This window comes from Frigoribacterium sp. CFBP 13712 (assembly GCF_014842255.1).
Taxonomy (GTDB): Bacteria; Actinomycetota; Actinomycetes; order Actinomycetales; family Microbacteriaceae; genus Frigoribacterium.
This window is the reverse complement of the sequence record NZ_JACYVH010000001.1, coordinates 158,078-180,200: the sequence shown is the minus strand read 5'-3', so window position 1 is coordinate 180,200 and position 22,123 is coordinate 158,078. Positions and strand designations below refer to the sequence as shown.

Sequence of the window (22,123 nt, the reverse complement as noted above, 5' to 3'; positions counted from 1 at the left end):
CTGTCGCCGCTCAGGTAAGGCATGCCATACTTAGGGTGTGCTTACTTCTTCGCTCGACGCCTCGCCCGTGACCGTCGAAGGCGATGTCGTCGAACCCGAGGCCGCCTCCAAGCCGGCGCACCGTCCCTACCGGGCTCGCATCGTGCGTCGGGTCCGGCTCTCGCCGTCGTTCGTCCGGCTGACCTTCGCGGGGCCCGATCTCGTCGACTTCGGCGCCGACGGTCTCGATCAGCGCATCAAGGTCGTCCTCCCGCTCGAGGCCACCGGGTTCGACACCTTCCCGTCGGGCGACTGGTGGGGCGGGTGGCGGGCGCTGCCCGACCACGAGCGCAACCCGTTCCGCACGTACACGGCCCGTGCCGTCCGCCCCGCGCTGGGCGAGGTCGACGTCGACTTCGTCGTGCACGCCGACGGCGGCCCTGCGGCCGCCTGGCTGGCCGAGGTCTCGGTCGGCGACGATGCGATGCTCGTGGGGCCCGACGCCACCAGCGGCGTGACCGGCAGCGGGGTCGAGTGGAACCCGCGGGGCGCCTCCTCGGTCCTGATCGCCGGCGACGAGACGGCCGTCCCGGCGGTGTCGTCCATCGTCGAGAGTCTCCCCTCCGACGCACGCGGCTGCGTGTTCCTCGAGGTGCCGACCGCCGACGACGCTCTCACGCTCGTGGCCCCGGCCGGGGTGAGCGTCCACTGGCTGCCCCGATCGACGTCGGGTGCCGAGCACGGCGCCCTGCTGATCGACGCCGTCCGCGGCTGGACGAAGCGCTACGTCGCCGCCTGGCACCACGGGGTCGAGGTCGACGAGGTCGACGTCGACCACGACATCCTGTGGGATGTCCCTCAGGGCGCGGCGCTCCCCGGGCAGGCCCTCGAAGGCGAGCTCTACGCCTGGCTCGCGGGCGAGGCCGCGGCCATCAAGACCCTCCGCCGGTTCCTCGTCGCCGAGGTCGGCATCGACCGGCGCCAGGTCGCCTTCATGGGCTACTGGCGACTCGGCCGAGCCGAACTCTGACCGCTCCTCAGACCGCCGACGGCAGTCCGACGATCTCCGAGCTGCGGTCCCACAGGGCGGCGGCGAGCGAGTCGTCCTTCGCCTGGGGCACGACCAGCCCGTTCGGCTTGAGCTGGTCGAAGTAGGTGCCGCTCGGCACGCCGACCGTGCTGGGGCCCGCCAGCTGGATCAGGGGCAGTGCGCCGGCCGCGGCCGAGATGCCGTAGTGACCGTTCGTCAGCACGTTGGCCATCCGCCACATCGGCGAGTCCGCGCCGAAGTTGGTCTTGACGATGCCGGGGTGGAACGAGAACGCCTCGAGACCGGTGCGCTTCGCCAGCTCGCGGATGAACAGGATCGTCTCGATCTTGCTCGTGCCGTACTGCCGCCAGCCGCCGAGCCACGGGCGCTTCGCCCAGTCCAGGTCGTCGAGGCGGACACGACCGAACAGGTTCGCGACGCTCGCCGTCGAGATCACCCTGGCCTGACTCTCGATGAGTCGGGGCAGCAGCAGGCGGGTCAGCAGGAACGGCGCGAGGTGGTTCGACTGGAGGATCCGCTCGTGCCCGTCGGCCGTCAGACCCCGCGGGTTGACGAGGCCGCCGGCGTTGTTGGCGAGCACGTCGATGCGAGGGTACCTCTCGAGGAGGCGCTCCGACAGCGAGCGGACGTCGTCCAGTCGGTCGAAGTCGGCCACGAAGGCCGTGCCGCCCACCTCGTCGGCGACTGCGCGCGTGCGCTCGGGGTTGCGACCGACGATCGCGAGATCCGCGCCGCCCTTCGCCAGGGCCTTCGCGGCCTCGCGGCCCAGACCGCTGCTCGCTCCGGTGATGATCACGGTGCGGGTCATCGGTAACCGCCTTCCTCGAGGCCGGCCTCGATCTCGAACCTGTTCGTCAGCGGGTCGCTGCCGGCCAGGAAGTACATCAGTGGCATCAGCATGCCGTATCGACGCCACTGCGTGACGTGCACGGCCTCGTGGCGGAGCACCCGCGGGCCGTCGTTGTGCCGGGTCAGGTAGACCCGGCCGACGCAGGTGCCGCCGCGACGGAAGGCCCACCGGGGCAGGCCCCGGCAGACGATCAGGTCGCCGACCACCCGGATGCGACCCGTGCTGAGGGGCACGCCGACGGCGAGCCCCACCAGGGTCGCGAACGAGCAGCCCAGCCGCGACACGGGGGAGTCGAGCAGGATGCCCGTCACGGACGCCCGTAGACGTCGAGCAGCCGGAGCCACACCTCGCTCACGGTCGGGTACGACGGCACGGCGTGCCACAGGCGGTCGATCGGCACCTCGCCGACGACCGCGATCGTCGCGGCGTGCAGCAGATCGCTGACGTCCGGGCCGACGAACGTGGCGCCGACGACCACCTTGCGGCTCTCGTCGACGACGAGCCGGGCCCGGCCCTTGTACGAGTCGGAGTGCAGGGCGGAACCGGCGACCGAGGCGAGGTCGTAGTCGACGACGCGGACGTCGAGCCCGCGCCGGCCTGCGGCCTCGACGGTCAGGCCCACGCTGGCGACCTCGGGGTCGGTGAAGGTGACCTGCGGCACGGCGGCGTCGTCGGCCGTCGCGACGTGGGTGCCCCACGGCGCGGTGGAGAGCTCGGTGCCCTGCGCGCGGGCGGCGATGACCTCTCCGGCCGCGCGGGCCTGGTACTTGCCCTGGTGGGTGAGGAGCGCGCGGTGGTTGACGTCGCCGACCCCGTACAGCCAGTCGGTGCCGTGCACCAGGAGGGTGTCGTCGACCTGCAGCCAGTCGCCCGGCTCGATGCCGACGTTCTCGAGACCGAGGTCCGAGGTGCGGGGCACGCGCCCGGTCGCGACGAGCACCTCGTCGGCGACGATGGTGCTCCCGTCGTCGAGGGTGACCTCGACGGTGTCGTGCTCGGTGCGGACGACCGACGTCGGCGAGACCCCCAGGCGGAGGTCGACTCCGAGCTCGCGCAGACCGTCGCCCACGAGCTCGCCGGCGAAGGGCTCCTGGCCGCCGAGCAGGCCGCTGCGGGCGATGAGCGAGACGGTCGCGCCGAGCCCCTGGTAGGCCGTGGCCATCTCGGTCGCCACGACGCCGCCGCCGATCACGACGAGGCTCTGCGGGATGCTCTTCGCGCTGGTCGCCTCGCGGCTCGTCCACGGGCGCGCCTCGGCGAGCCCCGGGATGTCGGGCAGCAGGGCGGTCGAGCCGGTGGCGGCGACGACGGCGTGGGTCGCGGTGTGGACGACGCCGTCGACCGTGACCTCCTTGACGCCGGTGATGGTCGCGTGACCGCGGATGAGGTCGATGCCGGCCCCCGACACCCAGTCGGCCTGGCCCGAGTCGTCCCAGCCGCTGGTGAAGGAGTCGCGACGGCGGAGGACGGCGGCGACGTCGACGTCGCCGGTCACGGCCTGGGCCGCCCCGTCGACGGCCCGGGCCGCACGCACGACGGCGGTGGAGCGCAGCAGCGCCTTCGACGGCATGCACGCCCAGTAGGAGCACTCGCCGCCGACGAGCTCCCCTTCGACGAGGGCCACCGTCAGCCCCTTGCGCTTGGCGTAGTCCGCCACGTTCTCGCCGACTGCGCCGGCGCCGATCACGATGAGGTCATATGTCGTCATGCCCTGACCGTAGTCCTCGCCCCCGAGCATCCGTCCGGCCGTGCCCTGGCCGTTCCGCGCGGCGATCCTGAACGCCGGATGTGCGTTCGGTCGATGTGGACGCGGTGCTCGATACCGTGCAATCACCACGCGCTGACGCGCCAAGCAGAGGAGGTCTTCATGGGACTCGACGACAAGATCAAGAACGCCGCTCAGGACATCGCGGGCAAGGCGAAGGAGGCGGTCGGCGACCACAAGGGCGACGACAGCCTCAAGGCCGAGGGTCAGAAGGACCAGACCGCCGCGAGTGCCAAGAAGACCGGCGAAGACGTGAAAGACGTCTTCAAGTAAGACGCGTCATCACGCCCGGAGCCCGCTTCCCTCGGGGGGCGGGCTTCGTCGTGCGCCCGGCCCGTCGGTCGTGCGCGTCAGTCGTGCGCGCCGGTCGTGTGCGCCGGTCGTGCGCGCGCGTCGCGCCGGTCAGGAGCCGGAGAAGCGCGCCTCGCGGCGCTCCGTGAACGCGGCGAGCCCCTCGCGGGCGTCGTCACTGGTCAGCAGCCGCACCAGTTCGGGTTGCAGGCGCGCCTCGGCCGCGGCCTCGCCCTCGCGCAGCGCGAGTCGCGCGTTCGCCAGAGTCGCCTGCACCGCGAGCGGCGCCTGCGAGGCGATCCGCTCGGCCAGGGCGAGGGCCCGATCGAAGGCGGCCCCCTCGGCGACGACCTCCTGGACGAGCCCGATGCGCCGCGCCTCCTCGGCGTCGAGGAGATCGCCCGTCAGCAGATACCGCATCGCATCGCCCCAGCCGACCCGGCGGGGGAGTCGCGTCGTGGCGCCGCCGAAGGGCAGGATCGCGCGGCTCACCTCGATCTGGCCGAAGCGCGTCGACGAGTCGGCCACGACGATGTCGCTCGCCAGCGCCAGTTCGACCCCCAGGGTCAGGCAGGTGCCCTGCACGGCCATGACGACGGGCTTCGTCAGCGCGGTGCCGTCGACCTGCCACGGGTGCAGACCGCCCTCGGGGACGATGTCCAGCCCGGCGTCCGTCACGGCGGGCATGACGTCGCCGAGGTCGAGGCCGGCGGTAAAGTGGTCGCCGTGGGCGAACACGAGACCGACGCGCAGCTCGGGATCGCGGTCGAGGCGGCCGTAGGCGAGCGAGAGCTCGCGCAGCATCCGCAGGTCGGCCGCGTTGCGCTTCTCGGGTCGGTCGAGCCCGATGAGGAGCACGTGGCCGCGTCGTTCGACGCTGACCCGGGGGCGGTCGGCGGCGCCGGTGCCGCCCGTCGCGTCGGCGCCGCTCATCGCGAGAGGGCCCCGACGATGCGCAGGATGGTGCCCATGTCGTCCGATGCGCTGGCCGCGTCGACGGGTGCGAACGAGCAGAGCCCCGCGCCGACCAGGGTGAAGCGCGACTTCAGGGCCGTGATGGTGGCGATCAGGGTCGCGAGGTCGATGCCGAAGGGCTGCGGGGCGAGCAGGCCGTCGAGCGTGCCCGGGTCGAGCACGTCGAGGTCGACGTGCAGATACACCTCGGTGGCGCCGGTCTCGGCGACCGCGGCGACGACGTCGTCGGGCGACAGGTCGAGCGACGAGATGGTCGTCACGCGCCGGCTCTCGACGTAGCGGTCTTCGGCGTCGTCGAAGGTGCGCGCGCCGGCGAGCACGATGCGGCTCGGGTCGAGGGGCGTCTCGGCCGGGTCGAGGGTGGGGAGGTCGTCGGCGACGTCGCCGACCAGGGCACGGAGGACCATCCCGCTGAAGGCGCCGCTCTCGCTGCTGCGGGGGCTGTGCAGGTCGGGGTGGGCGTCGAACCAGACGACCGCCGTCGAGGGGGTGAGCGCATGCCGCACGGCGCCGAGCTCGATGCCGCAGTCGCCGCCGACGACCAGCGCGGGCGAGTCCGCCGTCGCGAGCTCCTGCTGCAGCGCGTCGGCGACGGTCAGCACCGACGAGAGCCGGTGCACGGGGGTGCCGAGGGAGTCGCCGGCGCCGACGGGGACCTCGACGAGCGTCGTGGCGGACGCGGGCAGATCGCCGAGCACCGCGTAGGCGCCCTCGGCGAGCCGCATGGCCCTCGAGGACGGAGAACCCTGCCACTGCGGAACCACGACGAACCTCACGCGCGTCAGTCTGGCACAGCGCGGGGGCGCCGTGGTGGATGATCCGGTGCGCTGTGGAGGCGGCGACGCCGTGCCCCGAGGAGGCGCGGGTCAGCGGGCGAGGGCGGCCTCCCGGGTCTCCCAGGGCCGGCTCGCCCGAGCCACCAGACGTTCGAGCGGACCGCGTCCGACGAACCGGCGCCACAGGGTCGCGTAGACGAGGGTGCCGATCACGGCCGCGACGAGCCAGCCGAGGGGGAGCCCGTACGACCCGCCGGTCGACCGGTACGCGGTGAAGAGCGGCGCCGTGATGAGCAGATGCAGGGTGTAGACGGTCAGCGGCTGCGCGCCCGTCGCGGCGAGCGGGGCGAGGAGCGCACGGACGACGCGGGTCGCGCCTCCGTCGGGACGGGCCGCGCCGGTGATCACGAGCAGCAGCCCGACGACGGCGAGGGCGACGCCGCCCGAGCCGACGATCTCGGCCGGCATGCCCTCGTGATCGGCGGGGTCGAGAGCCGCGACGGTGGCGGCCCCCGGCAGGAATCGCGCGCCGTAGCCGACGACGGCGGCGACGACGCCGACGACGATCAGCAGTCGCGCCGTCTTCGGCCGGGCCAGGTCGCTGCGGGCGGCGACGAGTCCCGCGATGAGGAACGGCAGCCACACGAGAGCGGGGTAGGCCCCCACGAGCAGGGCGTCCGCCGCGAGACCGGGGAGGCCCGACAGGGTGGTGTCGCCGACCGTGTCGACCGGCACGAGGGTCGCCGCGAACGGGGCCGCGACGGTGACGACCGCGGCGAGGGGGACGAGGAGGCGCCGAGGCAGCCAGAGGACGCCCAGCAGCAGGAGGAACATCACGCCGTAGTAGGGGAGGATCACGAGCACGTAGACGTTCCAGGCCTGCAGCACGAGTCCGAGCACGATGAGCAGCGCGGCCCGGATGGCGATCGAGGCGGAGACCCTCGCCCGCCGGCCGGGCGGCGTCGCGCGGGCCCCGCCGGAGACGAGACCGAGCGAGATCCCGGCGAGGGTGGCGAACAGGATCGCCGAACGGCCGTCGAAGACGCGCTCGTCGAGCAGCTCCCGCGGCCACATGTGCGCGGCGAACATGCCGAGCACCGCGACACCGCGGGCGACGTCGATCCCGACGAGTCGACCGGACGACGCTGCGGGCGCCGACCCGTGCGACCCGCTCTGGGGGCGCGACGCACCCGCGGTGCCGACGGTCATGCTCCGAGCTTGAGCGCGGCCAGGCGCGCCTCGATCTCGGTCTGCTCGTCGAGGTCCTCGAGGCCCTCGAACTGCGCGTCGAGACTGGAGGCCGCGAGCTCCTGCTGGCCGAGCACCTTCGCCTCCTCGCGTCGCACCTTGTCCTCGAAGCGGCTGATCTCGCTCGTCGGGTCCATCAGGTCGATGCTCTTGACGGCGTCGGCGACCCGCGACTGCGCCTCGGCCGACTTCGCCCGCGCGTTCAGCTCGTCGCGCTTGCTGCTCAGCTGGTCGAGCTTGCCGCGCATCTGGGTCAGACCCGTCTTGAGCTTGTCGACGACCTGCGTCTGCGAGGCGATGGTCGGTTCGGCGTCCTTCGCCTCCTTCTCGGCCGACAGCTGCTTGCCGAGGGCGACCTTCGCCAGGGCGTCGAACTTGTCGGCGTCGACCGTGTTGCCACCGGCGCGCAGCTCGTCGGCCTTGCCGCTCGCAGCGCGCGCCTTGCGCTCCCAGTCGGCGGCGGCGGCGACGTCCTCGGCATGGTCCTGCTCGATGAGACGCAGGTTGCCGATGGTCTGAGCGACGGCGCTCTCGGCCTCCGAGATGCTGCTCGTGTAGTCGCGGACCAGCTGATCGAGCATGAGGCCCGGGTCCTCCGCCTGGTCGAGCAGGCTGTTGATGTTCGCCCTCGTCAGCTGGGCGATGCGACCGAAGATTGACTGCTTCGACATGGGGTGGTCCTTTCGAGTGGGTGGTCGTGGGTCGTGAGTCGTGTCTGGTTCGAAGAGTCCGGGTCAGAACCGGCCGCCGCCGGAGCGCCTGCCGCCACCGCCGCCGAAGCCGCCGCCACCGCCTCCGCCTCCGCCTCCGCCGAAGCCGCCGCTGCGGCCGCCGAAGCCCCCGCCGCCGCCGAAGCCGCGGCCCCCGCCGCCCCCGCCGCTGAAGAGGCCGCCGATGATCAGTCCGGTGACGATGCCGCCGAGATCCGCTCCACCCGACCCGCGGCCCCCGCCGAAGCCGCCACCCCCGCCGAACGGCGAACCCTGCTGGTACGACGAGACGTCTGACGCGGCCTCGCTCGAGGCCGCCTCGGCGGCCTGGTTGGCCAGGTGGGCCTCGCCGAGGGCGGCGTCGCGGTCGACGGTGGCGAGCGAGACGGCGGTGGCCAGGTGCCGCTCGGCCTCCGACAGGCGCGTCCGGGCGCCGGGCCCCACGGCACCGCGGCGGGTCTCGATGAAGTCGCGGGCGGCGCTGATCCGACTGCGCCCGGACAGCAGGGCCTGATCGAGCGCCGCCTGGGCCCGACGCCGAGCGGTCTCGGCGTCGCGGACGGCCGCGAGGGCCGCATCGACCCGGGTGTCGGCGTCGTCGAGCCGGGCGAGCACGGCCAAGGGGTCGGCGGGGTTCTCCGCGGCGAAGCGGAGGGCGGCGTCGACCGTCGTGACCGTCGCCGCGAGGTCCACCCCGCGGGGAGCGGCCGAGGGCTCGAGGGCACGGGCCGTGTCGAGATCGGTGCGGAGCTCGGCGGTCAGCTCGCCGATCCGGCTCTGAGCCGTCGCCAGCGAGTCTCCCGCACGATCGACGGCGTCGGCGAGCTGGTCGACCTGCCCGAGCGCCTGCCGTCCGGCTCGGATCCGGGCGACGGCCTGGCCGGTCTCGCCCGCCGAGAGATGGGTGCGGGCGGCCTCGGCGCACTCGTCGACGAACTCGAGCAGACGCTCGGCCTGATCGACGTTGCCGGTGATGGTGGCCACCGCTGTGGGGCAGTAGGTGCGCGACAACGCGGCGAGCGTCGCACGCGTCTCGCCCAGCCGGGACCGGCGCTCGTCGCGTGCTCCGGTCAACGCGGCGGCGTCGGCGGGCGCGTCGTCCTCGGCACGTCGCATCTCGTCGAAGGCGTCGGACTGCGCGTCGAGCGCCGTGCCGGCCGACTCGCAGAGCTCGACGATGCGCAGCGTCCACTCGCGACGCTGCTCGGGGCTGTCGGGGACGTGGTCGTCCAGTCGCTGACGGAGCTCGAAGGCCTCCCGCGCACTCGATCGGGCCGATTCGAGGGCCTCGGCGAACGGCCGGGCCGCCTGGTCGCCGAACTGGGCGGCGGCGAAGCCGACCTCCTGGGCCCCGGCGGTGATCTCGTCGTCGAGGGCGACGAGCAGGCCCGCCGCCCGCCGCTCGATGTCGTCCTGCTCGGCACGGGCCGCGGCGAGGGTGCGGTTGCGCCGGCGGCGGCGGGCGATCGCGACGGCGACGACCACGGCGATCACGACGAGGGCCAGCACCCCCAGGGTCCAGAGCAGCCACGTCGCGTCGCCGCCCCCGGACGAGCCGTCGTCGCCGCCCGACCCCGACCCGTCCGTCCCGATGGCGTCGGCGAGCGAGGTCGCCGCCCCGGCCCAGTCGCCGTCGCGCAGCTCGGGCACGAGCACGTCGGTCTCGAGGGCGGACTGGTCCGCGGCGGTGATCGACGAGCCGTCGGCGACCGAGAGGTCGTACAGGCGGTCGTCGATCGCCACGGAGAGCAGCACGTCGTTGACGCCCAGCTGATTCTGCTCGGCCGTCGCCCGACCCCAGGCGGCGCGGTCGGAGGGCGACGTGAACGAGTCGACGTACACGACGAAGAGGTTCGTGCCGTTCTCGGCCGCGAGCGAGTCGAGCGACTGCTCGACCCGCTGCTCGTCGGCGTCGGTCAGCACGTCGGCCTGGTCGACGACGTACGCGCCGGCGAGATCCACCGGCGCCACCGCCTGCGCGGCCGTGGCGCCGACGAGCGTCCCTCCGAGCGCCAGAGCACCCGCCAGAGCGATGCCCGTCATGATCCGACCACTCCGTGCGACGACGCCCACGACTCTCCCCTCGATGATGGGGCCGAGTCTAGTGACGGGCACCGACACGTCGCCCGGGCGACGGCCGGGGGCGGTCACGCCGTGTCGAGTGCGCGCCGCGCCGAGATCACTCGACGAAGAGCAGGGCGACCGAGGCGACGGCGCACACGGCGCCGACCGAGAGCAGCACGCCCCCGGCCAGACGGAACGCGTGTCCGTCCTCATGCGGGGTGTCCGTTCGCACCGAGGAGGGGCGGCGAGGGTCGTAATGGACCGTCAACTCGGTCTCCACGGGCGTCTCGATGGCGTAGTCGGCGAACTGGGTCTCGTGCAGGTCGCCCCACGAGTCCATCCAGCGCGCCGTCGCGACCCGCGCGTAGTCCGGAGCGGGGATGACGACGGCGACGGTCTTCTCGTACCGACGGGCCCGGCGTCTCGAGACCGCGGCGGCGATCGAGAACGGCGTCCCCGCGATGAACCCCAGCCAGCCGAACATCTCGACGACCGACGAGATCACGGGCAGGGCGTCGGACATGCCACGATCGTAGTGCCGCACCGCGGCGCAGGCCCCCGAGGCCCCCGTCCGTCCGTGAGGAACCCCCGCCGTGAGTCGATCCCCCCTCGACGTCGTCCCCGCCCCGATCCTGGCGGTCGGGGCCATCGTCTCGGTGCAGTTCGGCGCCGCCCTCGCGCGGACCCACTTCGACGCCGTCGGTCCTCTCGGCGCGGCGGCCCTCCGCCTCGCCTTCGGCGCCGTCATCCTGCTCGCCGTCTTCCGCCCCCGCGTCCGCGGCTGGGACGCCCGCACGTGGCTGGGCGTCGTCCTGCTCGGTCTCGCGCTCGCCGGCATGAACTCGCTCATCTACCTCGCCATCGACGTCGTCCCGCTCGGCGTCGCCGTCACGCTCGAGTTCCTCGGCCCGCTCGTCGTGGCCCTCGTGCAGACGCGACGCTGGCTCGACGCCGGCTGGGCGGTGCTCGCCCTCGGCGGGGTCGTGGTGCTCGGCTCCGATTCGAGCGGCGCGATCCACGCGCTGGGCGTCGTGCTCGCGCTCGGCGCCGGGGCCTTCTGGGCGGGCTACATCGTCGCCAACGCGAACCTCGGGCGCCGTGCCGACTCGCTCTCCGGGCTGGCCGTCTCGATGCTGGTCGCCGCCGTCGTGGTGGTGCCGTTCGGCGCGGCCGACGCGACCGCCGCCGTGATGGCTGACCCGCGCCTCCTCGGCGTCTTCCTCGTCGTGGCTGTCGCGACGTCGGCCGTCCCCTACGCGCTCGAGATGGTCGCGCTGCGGCGACTGCCCACCCGGGTCTTCGGCGTGCTGTCGAGTCTCGGGCCCGCGATGGCCGCGCTGGCCGGGCTGGTCGTGCTCGGTCAGGGGCTCGGCGCCCGCGAGCTGATCGCCCTGTCTCTGGTGACGGCGGCGAGCGTCGGGGTCACCGTCACGGCGCGTCGACGGGTGGTCGTGGTGGCCGAGCCGCCACCCGCATGACGTTCTCCGGATGATCTGTACCCCACTCACGGGGTACGGGCGTACTCTCGCCTCATCGGACCAGAGTCGGTCCGAGGTGAGCGAGGAGGAACACCATGGGAGCCGTTCTCGAGAAGACGTCCCGGGCAGAGGTCGTGCCCCTGGGCGACGGGTATCACCGTGTGTCCACACCCACCGCCGGCGTGATCGGCTTCGTGCACGAGTCCGAGGGTCGCTTCGAGGTCCTGCGGGGTCGGGTCCGCACGGCGACCCGTGCCGAGGGCGTGTACCGCACGCTCGACGTCGCGGTCATCGCGCTCACCTACTCCTGATCCGCACGTCGGCGGCGCCCACCGGCACCGCGTCCGAACCACGGCCCCGCCTCGGCGGGGCCGTTCGTCTCTGAGAGGGGTCCGTCATGGCGGTGATCGGCTACGCCCGCATCTCGGACGACGACCCGGCCCCCGACCGGCAGCAGGCGGTGCTCGAGGCGGCGGCGTGCGAGCGCATCTACATCGACCGGGCCACGGGGCGTCGCGAGCGCCAGCCCTATCTGGTCGACGCGCTGGCCTCGCTCCGTGACGGCGACGTCTTCGTCGTCACGCGGCTCGACCGGCTGGGCGGCTCGGTGGCGGCGCTGCTCGATCTCGTGGCGGGGCTCGACGACCGCGGTGTCGCCTTCCGATCGCTCGACGACGGCATCGACGAGATCGGCCCCTGGGGTCGGTTCTTCTTCCGTACGGCGTCGGCGCTGGCCGGTCACGAGCGGTCGCTCGACGCCGAGGCGGGTCTGGCGGCGACGAGGCGCCGTCGGGAGGCGCGCGAGGCGATGTCCCGCAGCCGTCAGACCCTGAGCAGTCGCCGGCTGCGGATCGCCCGGGTGCTGCTCGCCGACGACATGCCGATGCGCGACGTCGCCCGTCATCTCGATGTGCCCGAGCGCGTGCTCCGGCGCGGACTCGACGATCACGAGGCGGATCAGTAGAAGACCGTGCGGTTCTGTGGTGCCCCCAGAAGGATTCGAACCTTCGCCCCTGCCTCCGGAGGGCAGTGCTCTATCCCCTGAGCTATGGGGGCCCGGGACGTCGTCCAGGTTAGCAGCCATTCCGTGCGCCTCCCGACGCCGCTCCCGGTCGCGCCGCATCCCCGGGGAGCACGCTGGTGCCATGAGCACCGACGAGTCCGCCCCGATCCTCCGCGACCGGCTGCGCCAGGCGAAGCCTCCCCACCCCGACGTCCCGGCCCTCGACCCCGGGGCCGCGCCGGACGACCCCCGCGAGCTCGTGGTCGAGTGGCTCGTCGACGCCGTCGAGGCCGGTGTCTCGCAGCCGCAGGCGATGACGCTCGCGACGGTCGACGCCGACGGCGCGCCGGCGTCCCGCGTGGTGCTGCTGAAGGACGTCGACAGCGCCTTCTGGTTCGCGTCGTCGTCGCTCAGCCCGAAGGGGCGGCAGATCGAGGCGGAGCCCCGCGTCGCCCTCTCGTTCTTCTGGTCCGAGCGGGGTCGGCAGATCCGGGTGGGCGGCCGCGCCGTCGCCGGGCCGCGCGAGGTGAGCGAGTCCGACTTCACCTCGCGGCACCCCGCCTCGAGGGCCGGCGCCATCGCCCTCCCGCAGAGCAGCGTGATCGACGATCCCGAGGAGGCGCGGCGCGCGCTCGACGCCGCCCGTGCGCGCATCGACGAGAATCCCGAGTTCGCCCCCGACGACTGGACGGCCTACCGGGTCGAACCCGAGTCCGTCGAGTTCTGGCAGGCCACGAGCGGCCGCGATCAGGTGCGTCTGCGGTACGACCGCGACGGCGACGGCTGGACCCGCGCCTCCTTGTGGCCCTGATCCGGCCGGGTTCGAGGGCGTAACGCGGCGACACGGAGCTCGCACCCCGGCCGGGCGGCGACGACGATGGGTGCATGCCCTCCGAGCCCCTCCGCCTCGCCGTCGTCGAGGTGACCCGCCACCGCCCGCACGCTCCGCGCTACGACGCGTACGTGCAGACGATGGTGGCCCGGGCGCTCGGCGACGCGGCCCGCGGCGGGTGGGTCGCCGAGCGGCTCGCCGCCCGCGATCTCGGGGCGGACGCCCTCCTCCGCGAGACGTCGCGGGCCGACGCCGTCGTCGTCCTCGGCGGGGAGGACGTCTCGCCCCATCTCTACGGCGCGCAGGGCGGCTACCCCGGCGAGGGGCCGCACGACGTCGTCGCCGACGAGGCGCAGATCGCCCTCGTGCGGCGGTCCCTCGAGACGCTGACGCCGGTGCTCGGCATCTGCCGAGGCCACCAGATCGTCTCCGTCGCCCTCGGCGGCACGCTCGTCCAGCACCTGCACGACGAGAGCGGACTGCACCGCACCGGGGGAGTCCCCGCCGATCTGTCGATGACCGACCACTCCGTCGCGATCGAGTCGACGAGTCGGCTCGCGGGCGTCCTGGGCACGACCGCCGTCGTCCGCAGCTCGCATCACCAGGCGATCGGTCGGCCCGGCGACGGTCTGGTGGTCGTGGCACGAGCGGCCGACGGCGCCGTCGAGGCCGTCGAGCACGAGCGCGCGCCGATCACCGGGGTCCAGTGGCACCCGGAGGACCCGGGCGCCGATCGGGCCCAGCTGCCTGCATTGCTCGCACGGCTGCGGCACGAGGCCCTGGCGAACCGCACGTCCGTCCGGGCCGCCTGAGCCGCCCCGCCCGACGCGCGGCCCCGAGTCGCGGAGGCGGTCCAAGCCGAGGAGCCGAGGAGGCGCGGGTCAGCCGGTCGCGCCGCTCGCCTCGAGCGCCGCCACCACCTGCGCGGCCATCGGCTCGGCCGAGCCCGGCTCGACGAACGCGGTCGACTCGAGCACGACGTCGTAGGGGAGGGGGAACAGCTCCGCGCGGCCGACGCCCCGCTCGATGTCGAAGTAGCCCTCGACGCCGTAGGTCGGCACGGAGTTGCTCGAGGCGACGAGGTCGTTCGCCAACGAGGTGAGCCCGGCGTCGTCGTACTGCGCGACCCCGAGGGTGATGGTCTCGTTCGCGGCGTCCGTCCAGGCGCAGAGGGTGCCGTCGGCCGCGGCGATGCGTCCGAGCGGGGGTGTCGTGGCGCTGTCGGCTGCGTCGGCGTCGTCGGCGGCGGGCTCCGGCGCCTCCGCGGCGGTGAGCCCCGGGTAGAGCGCGGACAGGGAGGCGGGGTCGACGAGACTCGCGCAGTCCAGATCGACCGGCGTGCTCACCAGCGTCGGGGGCGTGGCGGTCGGGGACTCCTCGGGTGCCGGGTCGGCGGACGCGGCGGCGGACGACTCGGAGGTCGGGGCCCCCGTCGGCGGGGCCGCCGAGGTGCAGGCCGCGAGCGGCAGGGCGGCTGCTCCGACGACGGCGGTGAGGGCCAGGCCCCGCAGGAAGCGGTGATGGGTCGACGTCATGACCACCATCCTCTCCGACGCAGGCTATGGATGCCATCGGACGCCGTGGGGCACGGCCGGGCGACGCCGTGTGCCGTCGGATGCCGTCCGATGCCGGACGGCGCCCGGCTCCCCGTCCGTCGTCTGACGGTAAGATCGTCGCTCGTGACTCCCGCCGAACTCTCCTCGTCCCTCCTCGCCGTCGTCTCGGGTGTCCTCGAGCGTCGCGGCCTCGCCGACGAGGTCGAGGTGACCCCGGCCGACGTCGTGCTCGAGCGCCCGCGCAATCTCGACCACGGCGACTGGACGAGCAACGTCGCCATGAAGTTCGCCAAGCGCGTCGGGATGAACCCCCGTGAGCTGGCGACCGAGATCGCCGGAGAGCTCGCCGAGGTCGACGGTGTCGCCGACATCGACGTCGCCGGCCCGGGCTTCGTCAACATCCGTCTCGACGCCGCGGCCGCGGGTGCTCTCGCCAAGGTCATCGTCGAGCAGGGCGAGTCGTTCGGCCGGGGTGACTACTACGAGGGCGTCACCATCGACCTCGAGTTCGTCTCCGCCAACCCGACCGGCCCGATCCACCTCGGCGGGGTGCGCTGGGCGGCAGTCGGCGACAGCCTCGCCCGCGTCTTCCAGGCCCAGGGGGCGCTCGTCACCCGCGAGTACTACTTCAACGACCACGGCGGTCAGATCGACCGGTTCGCCCGCAGCCTCCTGGCCAGCGCACTCGGCGAGCCCACCCCCGAAGACGGCTACGGCGGTCTCTACATCGGCGACATCGCCGCCCGCGTCATGGCCACCCACGACGGCGACGTCCGCGAGCTCCCGCGCGCCGAGGCCCAGGAGGTCTTCCGCTCGGTCGGCGTCGACTTCATGTTCGCCGACATCAAGAAGTCCCTGCACGACTTCGGCGTCGACTTCGACGTCTACTTCCACGAGAACTCCCTGCACGAGTCGAAGGCCGTCGAGCGGGCGGTCGCGCGCCTCCGCGAGCTCGGTCACATCTACGAGGCCGAGGGCGCCACCTGGCTGAAGACCAGCGACTTCGGCGACGACCGCGACCGCGTCGTCATCAAGACCGACGGCGAGGCGGCCTACATCGCCGGCGACCTGGCCTACTACCTCGACAAGCGCGAGCGGGGCTTCGAGCGCAACCTGATCATGCTGGGCGCCGACCACCACGGCTACGTGGGTCGCATGATGGCGATGTGCGCCGCCTTCGGCGACGAGCCGGGCGTCAACCTCGAGATCCTCATCGGGCAGATGGTCAACCTGCTCCGCGACGGCGAGCCCCTCCGCATGTCGAAGCGCAACGGCACCGTCGTCACGATGGAGGACCTCGTCGACGCCGTCGGGGTCGACGCCGGTCGCTACTCGCTCGTCCGCAGCCCGGTCAACAGCTCGATCGACATCGACCTCGATCTGCTGACCCGACGCAGCAACGACAACCCGGTCTTCTACGTCCAGTACGCCCACGCCCGCACCCGTGCGGTGGCCCGCAACGCCGAGGCCGCCGGCGTCACCCGCGAGGCCTTCGACGCGTCGCTCCTCTCGCACCCGACCGAGGCCGCCCTGCTCGGCGCGCTCGCCGAACTGCCCCGCGTGGTCCGTCAGGCCGCCGAGCTCCGCGAGCCGCACCGCGTCGCGCGCTACGTCGAAGAGCTGGCGGGCACGTACCACCGCTGGTACGACTCGTGCCGGGTGACGCCGCTCGGCGACGAAGAGGTCACCGATCTGCACCGCACCCGGCTCTGGCTCAACGAGGCCGCCGGTCAGGTCATCCGCAACGGCCTCGGGCTGCTCGGCGTCTCCGCTCCGGACCGCATGTGACCGCCTCCGACGGTGCGGGCGCAGCGCGACCGGGGCGTCGCCGCGGTCGCGTCGTCGTGATCGTCGCCCTCGTGCTGGCGGTGCTCGTCGGGCTCGTCGTCGTGGCCGACGTCGTCACCCGCGACGTCATCGAAGACCGCGCCTCGGCCGAGATCGAGACGACCTCGGGCATCGCGGGCGTCGAGGTCGACATCCACGGCACGTCGATGCTCTGGCAGCTCGTGCGGGGCAGCCTCGACTCCGTGACGCTGTCGTCGGGCTCCGAGTCCGAGCCCCTCCGATTCCGGGTCGACGTCGTCGACGTCCCGACCGATCTCGTCGGAGCGACCGGCGCGGCGACGGGCACGGTCTCGGCCGACGCCGCGACGGTCAACCGTCTCGACGGCATCCGCGATTCAGGAGGCGCGGTGACGTTCGGCGACCGCGAGGTCACGTACACGAAGAGCTTCGCCGTGCCGATCATCGGGGACGTGCCCGTCGACGTCTCCGCCTCCGCCGCCGTCGCCGACGAGGGGCGGGCGATCGCGTTCACGCCGACCGCGGCCTCGCTGCCCGACACGTCGCTCCGACTCGACCTCTCGAGGTTCCTCGGCGACTTCGCCACCACGGTGTGCGTGGCCGAGTACCTGCCGACCGGTGCCGCGATCACGGCGGTCGACGTCGCACCCGGTCGTGCGTCGATCGACCTGTCGAGCCCCGGTCTCGACCTGTCCGAGCCGGTGCTCGACGACGAGGCCACCTGCTCGTGATCGACCGAGCCAGCCTCGCGCCGCCCCCGCGGTCGGTAGGCTCTGACCACATCCCGCCGTCCCCGAACACCGAGGTGCCCGTGTCGTCGAATCCCCTCGCCCCCGCCTGGCTCCAGGTCCCGGCCGAGCCCAACGCCCTCGACGCGTCCGTCTGGTCGCGCACGGCGGCCCGCGACGAGTCCTCGGGCGAGATCGCCCTCGGCGGCGTGACCGTCGGCGAGCTCGCCGCCCGCTACGGCACCCCCCTCTACGTCGTCGACGAGGCCGACGCCCGAGGCCGTGCAGCCGAGGCCGTCGAGTCGTTCGGTCGTGAGTTCGGGCGGATCGGCACCACGGTGTCGGTGTACTACGCGGCGAAGGCCTTCCTGTCGGTGGAGATCGCCCGCTGGGTCGCCGCGGCGGGCATGCGCGTCGACATCTGCACCGGCGGCGAGTTCGCCGTCGCCCGAGCGGCCGGGGTCGACCCGTCGCTGATGGGATTCCACGGCAACAACAAGTCGCTCGGCGAGATCGACCGCACGGTCGCGGCGGGCATCGGCGTCATCGTGCTCGACAACGCCGACGAGGTCGTCCGCGTGGCCGACGCCGCCGATCGCCACGGGGTGGTGCAGGCCGTCCGGCTGCGCGTCAACTCCGGCGTGCATGCGTCGACGCACGAGTACCTCGCGACGGCGAGGGAGGACCAGAAGTTCGGTGTGCCCCTCGCCGACGCCCCCGAGGTCGTCGCCGCCGTCCGAGAGCGCGCGTCGCTGAGGTTCCTCGGTCTGCACTCGCACATCGGCTCGCAGATCTTCGGCAGCGACGGCTTCGCCGAGGCCGCGTCGCGCCTGCTCGGCGTCCACGCCGACCTGCTGCGCGACGGCGACGTGCCCGAGCTGAACCTCGGCGGGGGGTTCGGCATCGCCTACACGAGCGCCGACGACGCCCGTCCTCTCACCGAGCTGGCCGCGGCCCTGGCCGACATCGTCGACGAGGAGTGCCGCCGACTCGGCATCCCCGTCCCGGTGATGGCCGTCGAGCCGGGTCGCTCGATCATCGGGCCGTCGGGCACGACCCTGTACGAGGTCGGCACCGTCAAGGACGTCCTCGTCACCGCGGACGACGGCTCCGGTCAGGCCGTGCGGCGCTACGTAAGCGTCGACGGGGGGATGAGCGACAACGCCCGGACGGCCCTCTACGCGGCCGACTACTCCGTCGCGATCGCGAACCGCGCCTCCTCGGCCGACCCGGTGCTCGTCCGAGTGGCCGGCAAGCACTGCGAGAGCGGCGACCTCGTCGTCCTCGCCGACTACCTGCCGGGCGACGTCGCCCCCGGTGACCTGGTGGGCGTGCCCGCGACGGGCGCCTACTGCTGGAGTCTCGCGAGCAACTACAACCACGTCGGGCGACCGCCCGTGGTGGCCGTCGTCGACGGGGAGTCGCGGGTCATCGTCCGCGGCGAGACCGAGGCCGACCTCCTCGCCCGAGACGCCGGTCTCTCCTGAGACGTCCGTCGGGCCTCTCCGCCGACGCCACCGCACCTCCCGCACCGAACCGGGCCCGCCGATGCGGGCCCACCCATGAGAACGGAACGCCATGATCGAATACCGCAACGTGAGGGTCGCCCTGCTGGGAGCCGGCTCGGTGGGGTCCCAGGTGGCCCGGTTGCTCCTCGAGCAGGCGGACGACCTCGCCGGGCGCGCGGGTGCGGGGCTCGAGCTCGTCGGCATCGGCGTGCGCGACGTCGACGCCCGCCGCGACGTCGATCTGCCGCGGGAGCTGCTGACCACCGACATCGACTCGCTGATCCTCGGCGCCGACATCGTCGTCGAGCTCATGGGGGGCATCGAGCCGGCGCGGACCCACATCCTCAAGGCGCTCGGCTCGGGCGCCGACGTCGTGACGGGCAACAAGGCGCTGCTGGCGAGTCACGGCCCGGAGCTCTTCGAGGCGGCCGAGCAGGTCGGCGCGCAGCTGTACTACGAGGCGGCCGTGGCGGGTGCCATCCCGATCATCCGACCCCTCCGCGACAGCCTGGCCGGCGACCGGATCGTGCGGATCATGGGCATCGTCAACGGCACGACGAACTTCATCCTCGACCGCATGGACACCGACGGCGACACGCTCGAGGCCGCTCTCGCCACGGCCACCGAGCTCGGCTACGCGGAGGCGGACCCCACCGCCGACATCGAGGGCTACGACGCGGCGCAGAAGGCCGCCATCCTCGCCAGCCTCGCGTTCCACACGACGGTGCCGCTCGATGCCGTGCACCGCGAGGGCATCACGCGCGTCACCCACGAGCAGGTCGTCGCCGCGCGCAAGGCCGGCTACGTCGTGAAGATCCTGGCGATCTGCGAGCGTCTCGTCGACACCGACGGGGTCGAGGGCGTCAGCGCGCGCGTCTATCCCGCGCTCGTGCCGCTCGGGCACCCGCTCGCCGCGGTGCACGGCGCGAAGAACGCCGTCTTCGTCGAGGCCGAGGCCGCCGGAGACCTCATGTTCTACGGTGCGGGCGCCGGCGGCGTCGAGACGGCGTCGGCCGTGCTGGGCGACCTCGTGTCGGCCGCTCGCCGCCACGTCATCGGCGGCCCGGGCGTCGCCGAGTCCACCCACGCGAACCTCCGGGTGCTGCCCATCGGCCACGTGACCACGCGCTACCAGATCACACTCGACGTGGCCGACCAGCCCGGTGTGCTCGCCGAGGTCGCCGGCGTGCTCAGTCAGCACGGGGTCAGCGTCCACAGCGTGGAGCAGACCGGGGGCGTCCGGCCGGAGGCGGCACCCGGCGACGACGACACCCCGGCCACCGCTACTCTGATCATCGGCACGCACCGTGCGCTCGAGTCCTCTCTCGCCGCGACGGTCGAGGCCTTGGAGGAATCACCGGTCGTGAACACCGTCACGAGCGTCCTGAGAGTCGAAGGAGCCTGATGGCCCACCAGTGGCAGGGTGTCCTGCGCGAATACGCCGACCGTCTCGACATCAGCGAGTCCACCCCGATCGTGACCCTGGGCGAGGGCGGCACTCCGCTCATCCCGGCCCCCGCGCTCTCGCACCGCACGGGCGCGAAGGTCTACGTCAAGTACGAGGGCATGAACCCCACGGGCTCGTTCAAAGACCGCGGCATGACCATGGCCATCTCCAAGGCGGTCGAGCACGGTGCCAAGGCGGTCATCTGCGCCTCGACCGGCAACACGTCGGCGTCGGCCGCCGCCTACGCGGCGCACGCCGGCATCACGGCGGCCGTGCTGGTGCCCGAGGGCAAGATCGCCATGGGCAAGCTCAGCCAGGCCGTCGCGCACGACGGTCAGCTGCTGCAGATCCAGGGCAACTTCGACGACTGCCTCGACATCGCCCGCGATCTCGCCGAGAACTACCCCGTCCACCTGGTGAACTCGGTCAACAACGACCGCATCGAAGGCCAGAAGACCGCGGCCTTCGAGGTCGTCGACGTGCTGGGCGACGCACCCGACTTCCACTTCATCCCCGTCGGCAACGCCGGCAACTACACCGCGTACACGCGCGGCTACCGTGAAGACCTCGAGGCGGGTCGCGCCACGCGTCTGCCGCGCATGTTCGGCTTCCAAGCCGCGGGCTCCGCGCCGATCGTCGCCGGCGAGGTCGTCAGGTCGCCCGAGACGATCGCGAGCGCGATCCGCATCGGCAACCCCGCCTCCTGGCAGCTGGCGCTCGAGGCGCGCGACCTCACGAACGGCTGGTTCGGGGCGATCACCGACGAGGGCATCCTCGCGGCCCAGAAGATCCTCAGCGCCGAGGTCGGCGTCTTCGTCGAGCCCGCCTCGGCTATCAGCGTCGCCGGTCTGCTCGAGCGCGCCGACGCCGGGGTCGTCCCCGCGGGGTCGACGGTCGTACTGACGGTCACGGGCCACGGCCTCAAAGACCCGCAGTGGGCCCTCCGTCGCGCCGACGGGTCGACCGTCGAGCCGACGGTCGTCGCGAGCGACACGGCACGCGTGGCCGAGGTGCTCGGGCTCGTCCCGGCCTCTGCATGAGCCCCGCCCCGGCCGAGAGGTCGGTCCTCGTCAGGGTGCCGGCGACGTCGGCCAACCTCGGCCCCGGCTTCGACACCCTCGGGCTGGCGCTGTCGCTCTACGACGAGCTCGTCGTCACGACGACCGCCGGTAGCGGAGTCGACGTCAGGGTGACCGGAGTGGGCGCGGGGGAGGTCCCGACCGACGCCTCGCACCTGGTCGTCCGCGCGATCGCGGCGACCTACGCGTCCGTCGGGCGCGACCTGCCGGGTCTCCGACTCGACGCCCGCAACGTCATCCCGCACGGCCGGGGGCTCGGATCGTCCGCCGCCGCGATCGTCGCCGGCATCATGGCGGCGAAGGGCCTCCTCGAGGGCGAGGTCGAGTTCTCGTCGTCCGACCTCCTCGCGTTGGCGGCCGAGCTCGAGGGGCATCCCGACAACGTCGCGCCCGCCCTCTTCGGCGGTCTCACGATCGCGTGGACGACGTCGACGGGGCCCGCTCACAAGCGACTCCTGGTGCATCGAGGCGTCTCGCCGGTCGTGTTCGTGCCCGAGACGACGCTCTCGACGAAGCTCGCGCGCAGTCTGCAGCCCGCCTCGGTGCCCCACGAGGACGCCACCTTCAACGTCTCCCGGTCGGCCCTGCTCGTCGCGGCCCTCGTGCAGAGCCCGGAGCTCCTGCACGCCGCCACCGAAGACCGTCTCCACCAGAGCTACCGGGCGAGCGCCATGCCCGAGACCGACGCCCTCATCCGTCTCCTCCGCGACGCGGGGCTGGCGGCCGTCGTGTCCGGCGCCGGGCCGTCCCTCCTCGTGCTCGGCAGCGACCCGGCCCAGCGCCTGTTCGCCAGTGATCTGGTGGCCGAGCACGGCGTGTCCGAGTGGCGCGCGTTGATGCTGGCCGTCGATCTCAAAGGTGCTACAGTCGTAGCGCACCCGGTAGAAAACTCAGATTTCCTGGGCATCTAGCACCGTTCGAACCTCCTCCCATCGACCTCGGGTCGATGCGATCCGATTCGGGCCGCATGGGGTTCC

The 22,123-nt window shown here is 73.0% G+C and carries 23 protein-coding genes and 1 tRNA gene; 13 read left to right on the top strand and 11 right to left on the bottom strand.

What is annotated here, in order from left to right; all coding sequences use genetic code 11:
- The first annotated feature begins 37 nt into the window (after positions 1-37).
- Positions 38-1,009 carry a siderophore-interacting protein gene (locus IFT51_RS00825; protein WP_320478220.1) on the top strand — a complete coding sequence of 324 codons (972 nt, stop codon included), beginning with the start codon at positions 38-40 and terminating at the stop codon, positions 1,007-1,009.
- A 7-nt stretch (positions 1,010-1,016) separates the two neighbouring features.
- Here IFT51_RS00825 and IFT51_RS00820 read toward each other — a convergent pair whose 3' ends face one another.
- The 3 genes from IFT51_RS00820 to IFT51_RS00810 are packed head-to-tail and all read right to left on the bottom strand — an operon-like array spanning position 1,017 to position 3,588.
- A complete protein-coding gene (locus tag IFT51_RS00820; protein WP_192058171.1) occupies positions 1,017-1,838 on the bottom strand; it encodes an SDR family NAD(P)-dependent oxidoreductase in 822 nt (273 codons plus the stop codon).
- Positions 1,835-2,224 carry a Fe-S oxidoreductase gene (locus IFT51_RS00815; RefSeq protein ID WP_192058169.1) on the bottom strand — a complete coding sequence of 130 codons (390 nt, stop codon included), beginning with the start codon at positions 2,222-2,224 and terminating at the stop codon, positions 1,835-1,837. The genes IFT51_RS00820 and IFT51_RS00815 overlap by 4 nt, the downstream gene beginning before the upstream one ends.
- Entirely contained in the window at positions 2,188-3,588 is a 1,401-nt protein-coding gene (locus IFT51_RS00810; RefSeq protein ID WP_192058167.1) for an NAD(P)/FAD-dependent oxidoreductase, read from the bottom strand. Before IFT51_RS00810 ends, IFT51_RS00815 begins: the two co-directional genes overlap by 37 nt.
- A 159-nt stretch (positions 3,589-3,747) precedes the next feature.
- Between IFT51_RS00810 and IFT51_RS00805 the strand changes: the two genes are divergently transcribed.
- Entirely contained in the window at positions 3,748-3,918 is a 171-nt protein-coding gene (locus IFT51_RS00805; protein WP_192058164.1) for a CsbD family protein, read from the top strand.
- Positions 3,919-4,047: 129 nt separating this feature from the next.
- Here the strand turns inward: IFT51_RS00805 and IFT51_RS00800 are convergent, their stop codons facing one another.
- The 6 genes from IFT51_RS00800 to IFT51_RS00775 all read right to left on the bottom strand — a co-directional run bounded on the left by IFT51_RS00800 (position 4,048) and on the right by IFT51_RS00775 (position 10,232).
- The gene (locus IFT51_RS00800; protein ID WP_192058162.1) at positions 4,048-4,869 is read right to left on the bottom strand and encodes a crotonase/enoyl-CoA hydratase family protein; all 822 of its coding nucleotides are present in this window, start codon (positions 4,867-4,869) and stop codon (positions 4,048-4,050) included.
- Positions 4,866-5,687: an arginase family protein gene (locus IFT51_RS00795; RefSeq protein WP_371740633.1), complete on the bottom strand. Its 822-nt coding sequence runs from the start codon at positions 5,685-5,687 to the stop codon at positions 4,866-4,868. The genes IFT51_RS00800 and IFT51_RS00795 overlap by 4 nt, the downstream gene beginning before the upstream one ends.
- 90 nt (positions 5,688-5,777) lie before the next feature.
- Positions 5,778-6,896, bottom strand: a complete 1,119-nt coding sequence (locus tag IFT51_RS00790; RefSeq protein WP_192058161.1) for a DUF418 domain-containing protein — start codon at positions 6,894-6,896, stop codon at positions 5,778-5,780.
- Complete coding sequence (locus tag IFT51_RS00785) at positions 6,893-7,606, bottom strand: PspA/IM30 family protein (protein ID WP_192058159.1); 714 nt, start codon at positions 7,604-7,606, stop codon at positions 6,893-6,895. The genes IFT51_RS00790 and IFT51_RS00785 overlap by 4 nt, the downstream gene beginning before the upstream one ends.
- 63 nt (positions 7,607-7,669) lie before the next feature.
- Positions 7,670-9,718, bottom strand: a complete 2,049-nt coding sequence (locus IFT51_RS15405) for a TPM domain-containing protein (protein ID WP_192058157.1) — start codon at positions 9,716-9,718, stop codon at positions 7,670-7,672.
- Between the two features lie 106 nt (positions 9,719-9,824).
- Positions 9,825-10,232, bottom strand: a complete 408-nt coding sequence (locus IFT51_RS00775) for a hypothetical protein (RefSeq protein WP_192058155.1) — start codon at positions 10,230-10,232, stop codon at positions 9,825-9,827.
- 70 nt (positions 10,233-10,302) lie between these two features.
- Here IFT51_RS00775 and IFT51_RS00770 point away from each other — a divergent pair, with 70 nt between their 5' ends.
- The 3 genes from IFT51_RS00770 (at position 10,303) to IFT51_RS00760 (ending at position 12,151) form a co-directional block, all read left to right on the top strand.
- Entirely contained in the window at positions 10,303-11,187 is an 885-nt protein-coding gene (locus IFT51_RS00770; protein ID WP_192058153.1) for an EamA family transporter, read from the top strand.
- A gap of 95 nt (positions 11,188-11,282) precedes the next feature.
- Entirely contained in the window at positions 11,283-11,498 is a 216-nt protein-coding gene (locus IFT51_RS00765; RefSeq protein WP_192058151.1) for a hypothetical protein, read from the top strand.
- Between the two features lie 86 nt (positions 11,499-11,584).
- Positions 11,585-12,151, top strand: coding sequence for a recombinase family protein (locus tag IFT51_RS00760; protein ID WP_192058148.1), 567 nt, complete (start codon positions 11,585-11,587; stop codon positions 12,149-12,151).
- A gap of 17 nt (positions 12,152-12,168) precedes the next feature.
- On the opposite strand, the gene IFT51_RS00755 is transcribed toward IFT51_RS00760, so the two are convergent.
- Positions 12,169-12,243 (bottom strand) — tRNA-Arg (locus IFT51_RS00755).
- Positions 12,244-12,332: 89 nt separating this feature from the next.
- On the opposite strand from IFT51_RS00755, the gene IFT51_RS00750 reads away from it, so the two are divergent.
- Both IFT51_RS00750 and IFT51_RS00745 read left to right on the top strand, forming a co-directional pair.
- Positions 12,333-13,001 carry a pyridoxal 5'-phosphate synthase gene (locus tag IFT51_RS00750; protein WP_192058145.1) on the top strand — a complete coding sequence of 223 codons (669 nt, stop codon included), beginning with the start codon at positions 12,333-12,335 and terminating at the stop codon, positions 12,999-13,001.
- Between the two features lie 74 nt (positions 13,002-13,075).
- Positions 13,076-13,834, top strand: a complete 759-nt coding sequence (locus tag IFT51_RS00745) for a gamma-glutamyl-gamma-aminobutyrate hydrolase family protein (RefSeq protein WP_192058143.1) — start codon at positions 13,076-13,078, stop codon at positions 13,832-13,834.
- 69 nt (positions 13,835-13,903) lie between these two features.
- Here the strand turns inward: IFT51_RS00745 and IFT51_RS15270 are convergent, their stop codons facing one another.
- Positions 13,904-14,557 carry a hypothetical protein gene (locus IFT51_RS15270; RefSeq protein WP_192058141.1) on the bottom strand — a complete coding sequence of 218 codons (654 nt, stop codon included), beginning with the start codon at positions 14,555-14,557 and terminating at the stop codon, positions 13,904-13,906.
- 144 nt (positions 14,558-14,701) lie between these two features.
- On the opposite strand from IFT51_RS15270, the gene argS reads away from it, so the two are divergent.
- The 6 genes from argS to thrB all read left to right on the top strand — a co-directional run bounded on the left by argS (position 14,702) and on the right by thrB (position 22,057).
- Positions 14,702-16,366 carry an arginine--tRNA ligase gene (gene argS, locus IFT51_RS00735; RefSeq protein WP_192058139.1) on the top strand — a complete coding sequence of 555 codons (1,665 nt, stop codon included), beginning with the start codon at positions 14,702-14,704 and terminating at the stop codon, positions 16,364-16,366.
- Complete coding sequence (locus IFT51_RS00730; protein WP_192058137.1) at positions 16,363-17,115, top strand: DUF2993 domain-containing protein; 753 nt, start codon at positions 16,363-16,365, stop codon at positions 17,113-17,115. The genes argS and IFT51_RS00730 overlap by 4 nt, the downstream gene beginning before the upstream one ends.
- 80 nt (positions 17,116-17,195) lie before the next feature.
- Positions 17,196-18,599: a diaminopimelate decarboxylase gene (gene lysA, locus IFT51_RS00725; protein WP_192058135.1), complete on the top strand. Its 1,404-nt coding sequence runs from the start codon at positions 17,196-17,198 to the stop codon at positions 18,597-18,599.
- A 91-nt stretch (positions 18,600-18,690) separates the two neighbouring features.
- Entirely contained in the window at positions 18,691-20,025 is a 1,335-nt protein-coding gene (locus IFT51_RS00720; protein WP_192058133.1) for a homoserine dehydrogenase, read from the top strand.
- The gene (gene thrC, locus IFT51_RS00715; RefSeq protein WP_192058130.1) at positions 20,025-21,107 is read left to right on the top strand and encodes a threonine synthase; all 1,083 of its coding nucleotides are present in this window, start codon (positions 20,025-20,027) and stop codon (positions 21,105-21,107) included. Before IFT51_RS00720 ends, thrC begins: the two co-directional genes overlap by 1 nt.
- Positions 21,104-22,057 (top strand): homoserine kinase, encoded by a 954-nt coding sequence (gene thrB, locus IFT51_RS00710; RefSeq protein WP_192058128.1) that lies wholly within the window; start codon positions 21,104-21,106, stop codon positions 22,055-22,057. Before thrC ends, thrB begins: the two co-directional genes overlap by 4 nt.
- Positions 22,058-22,123 lie beyond the last annotated feature (66 nt).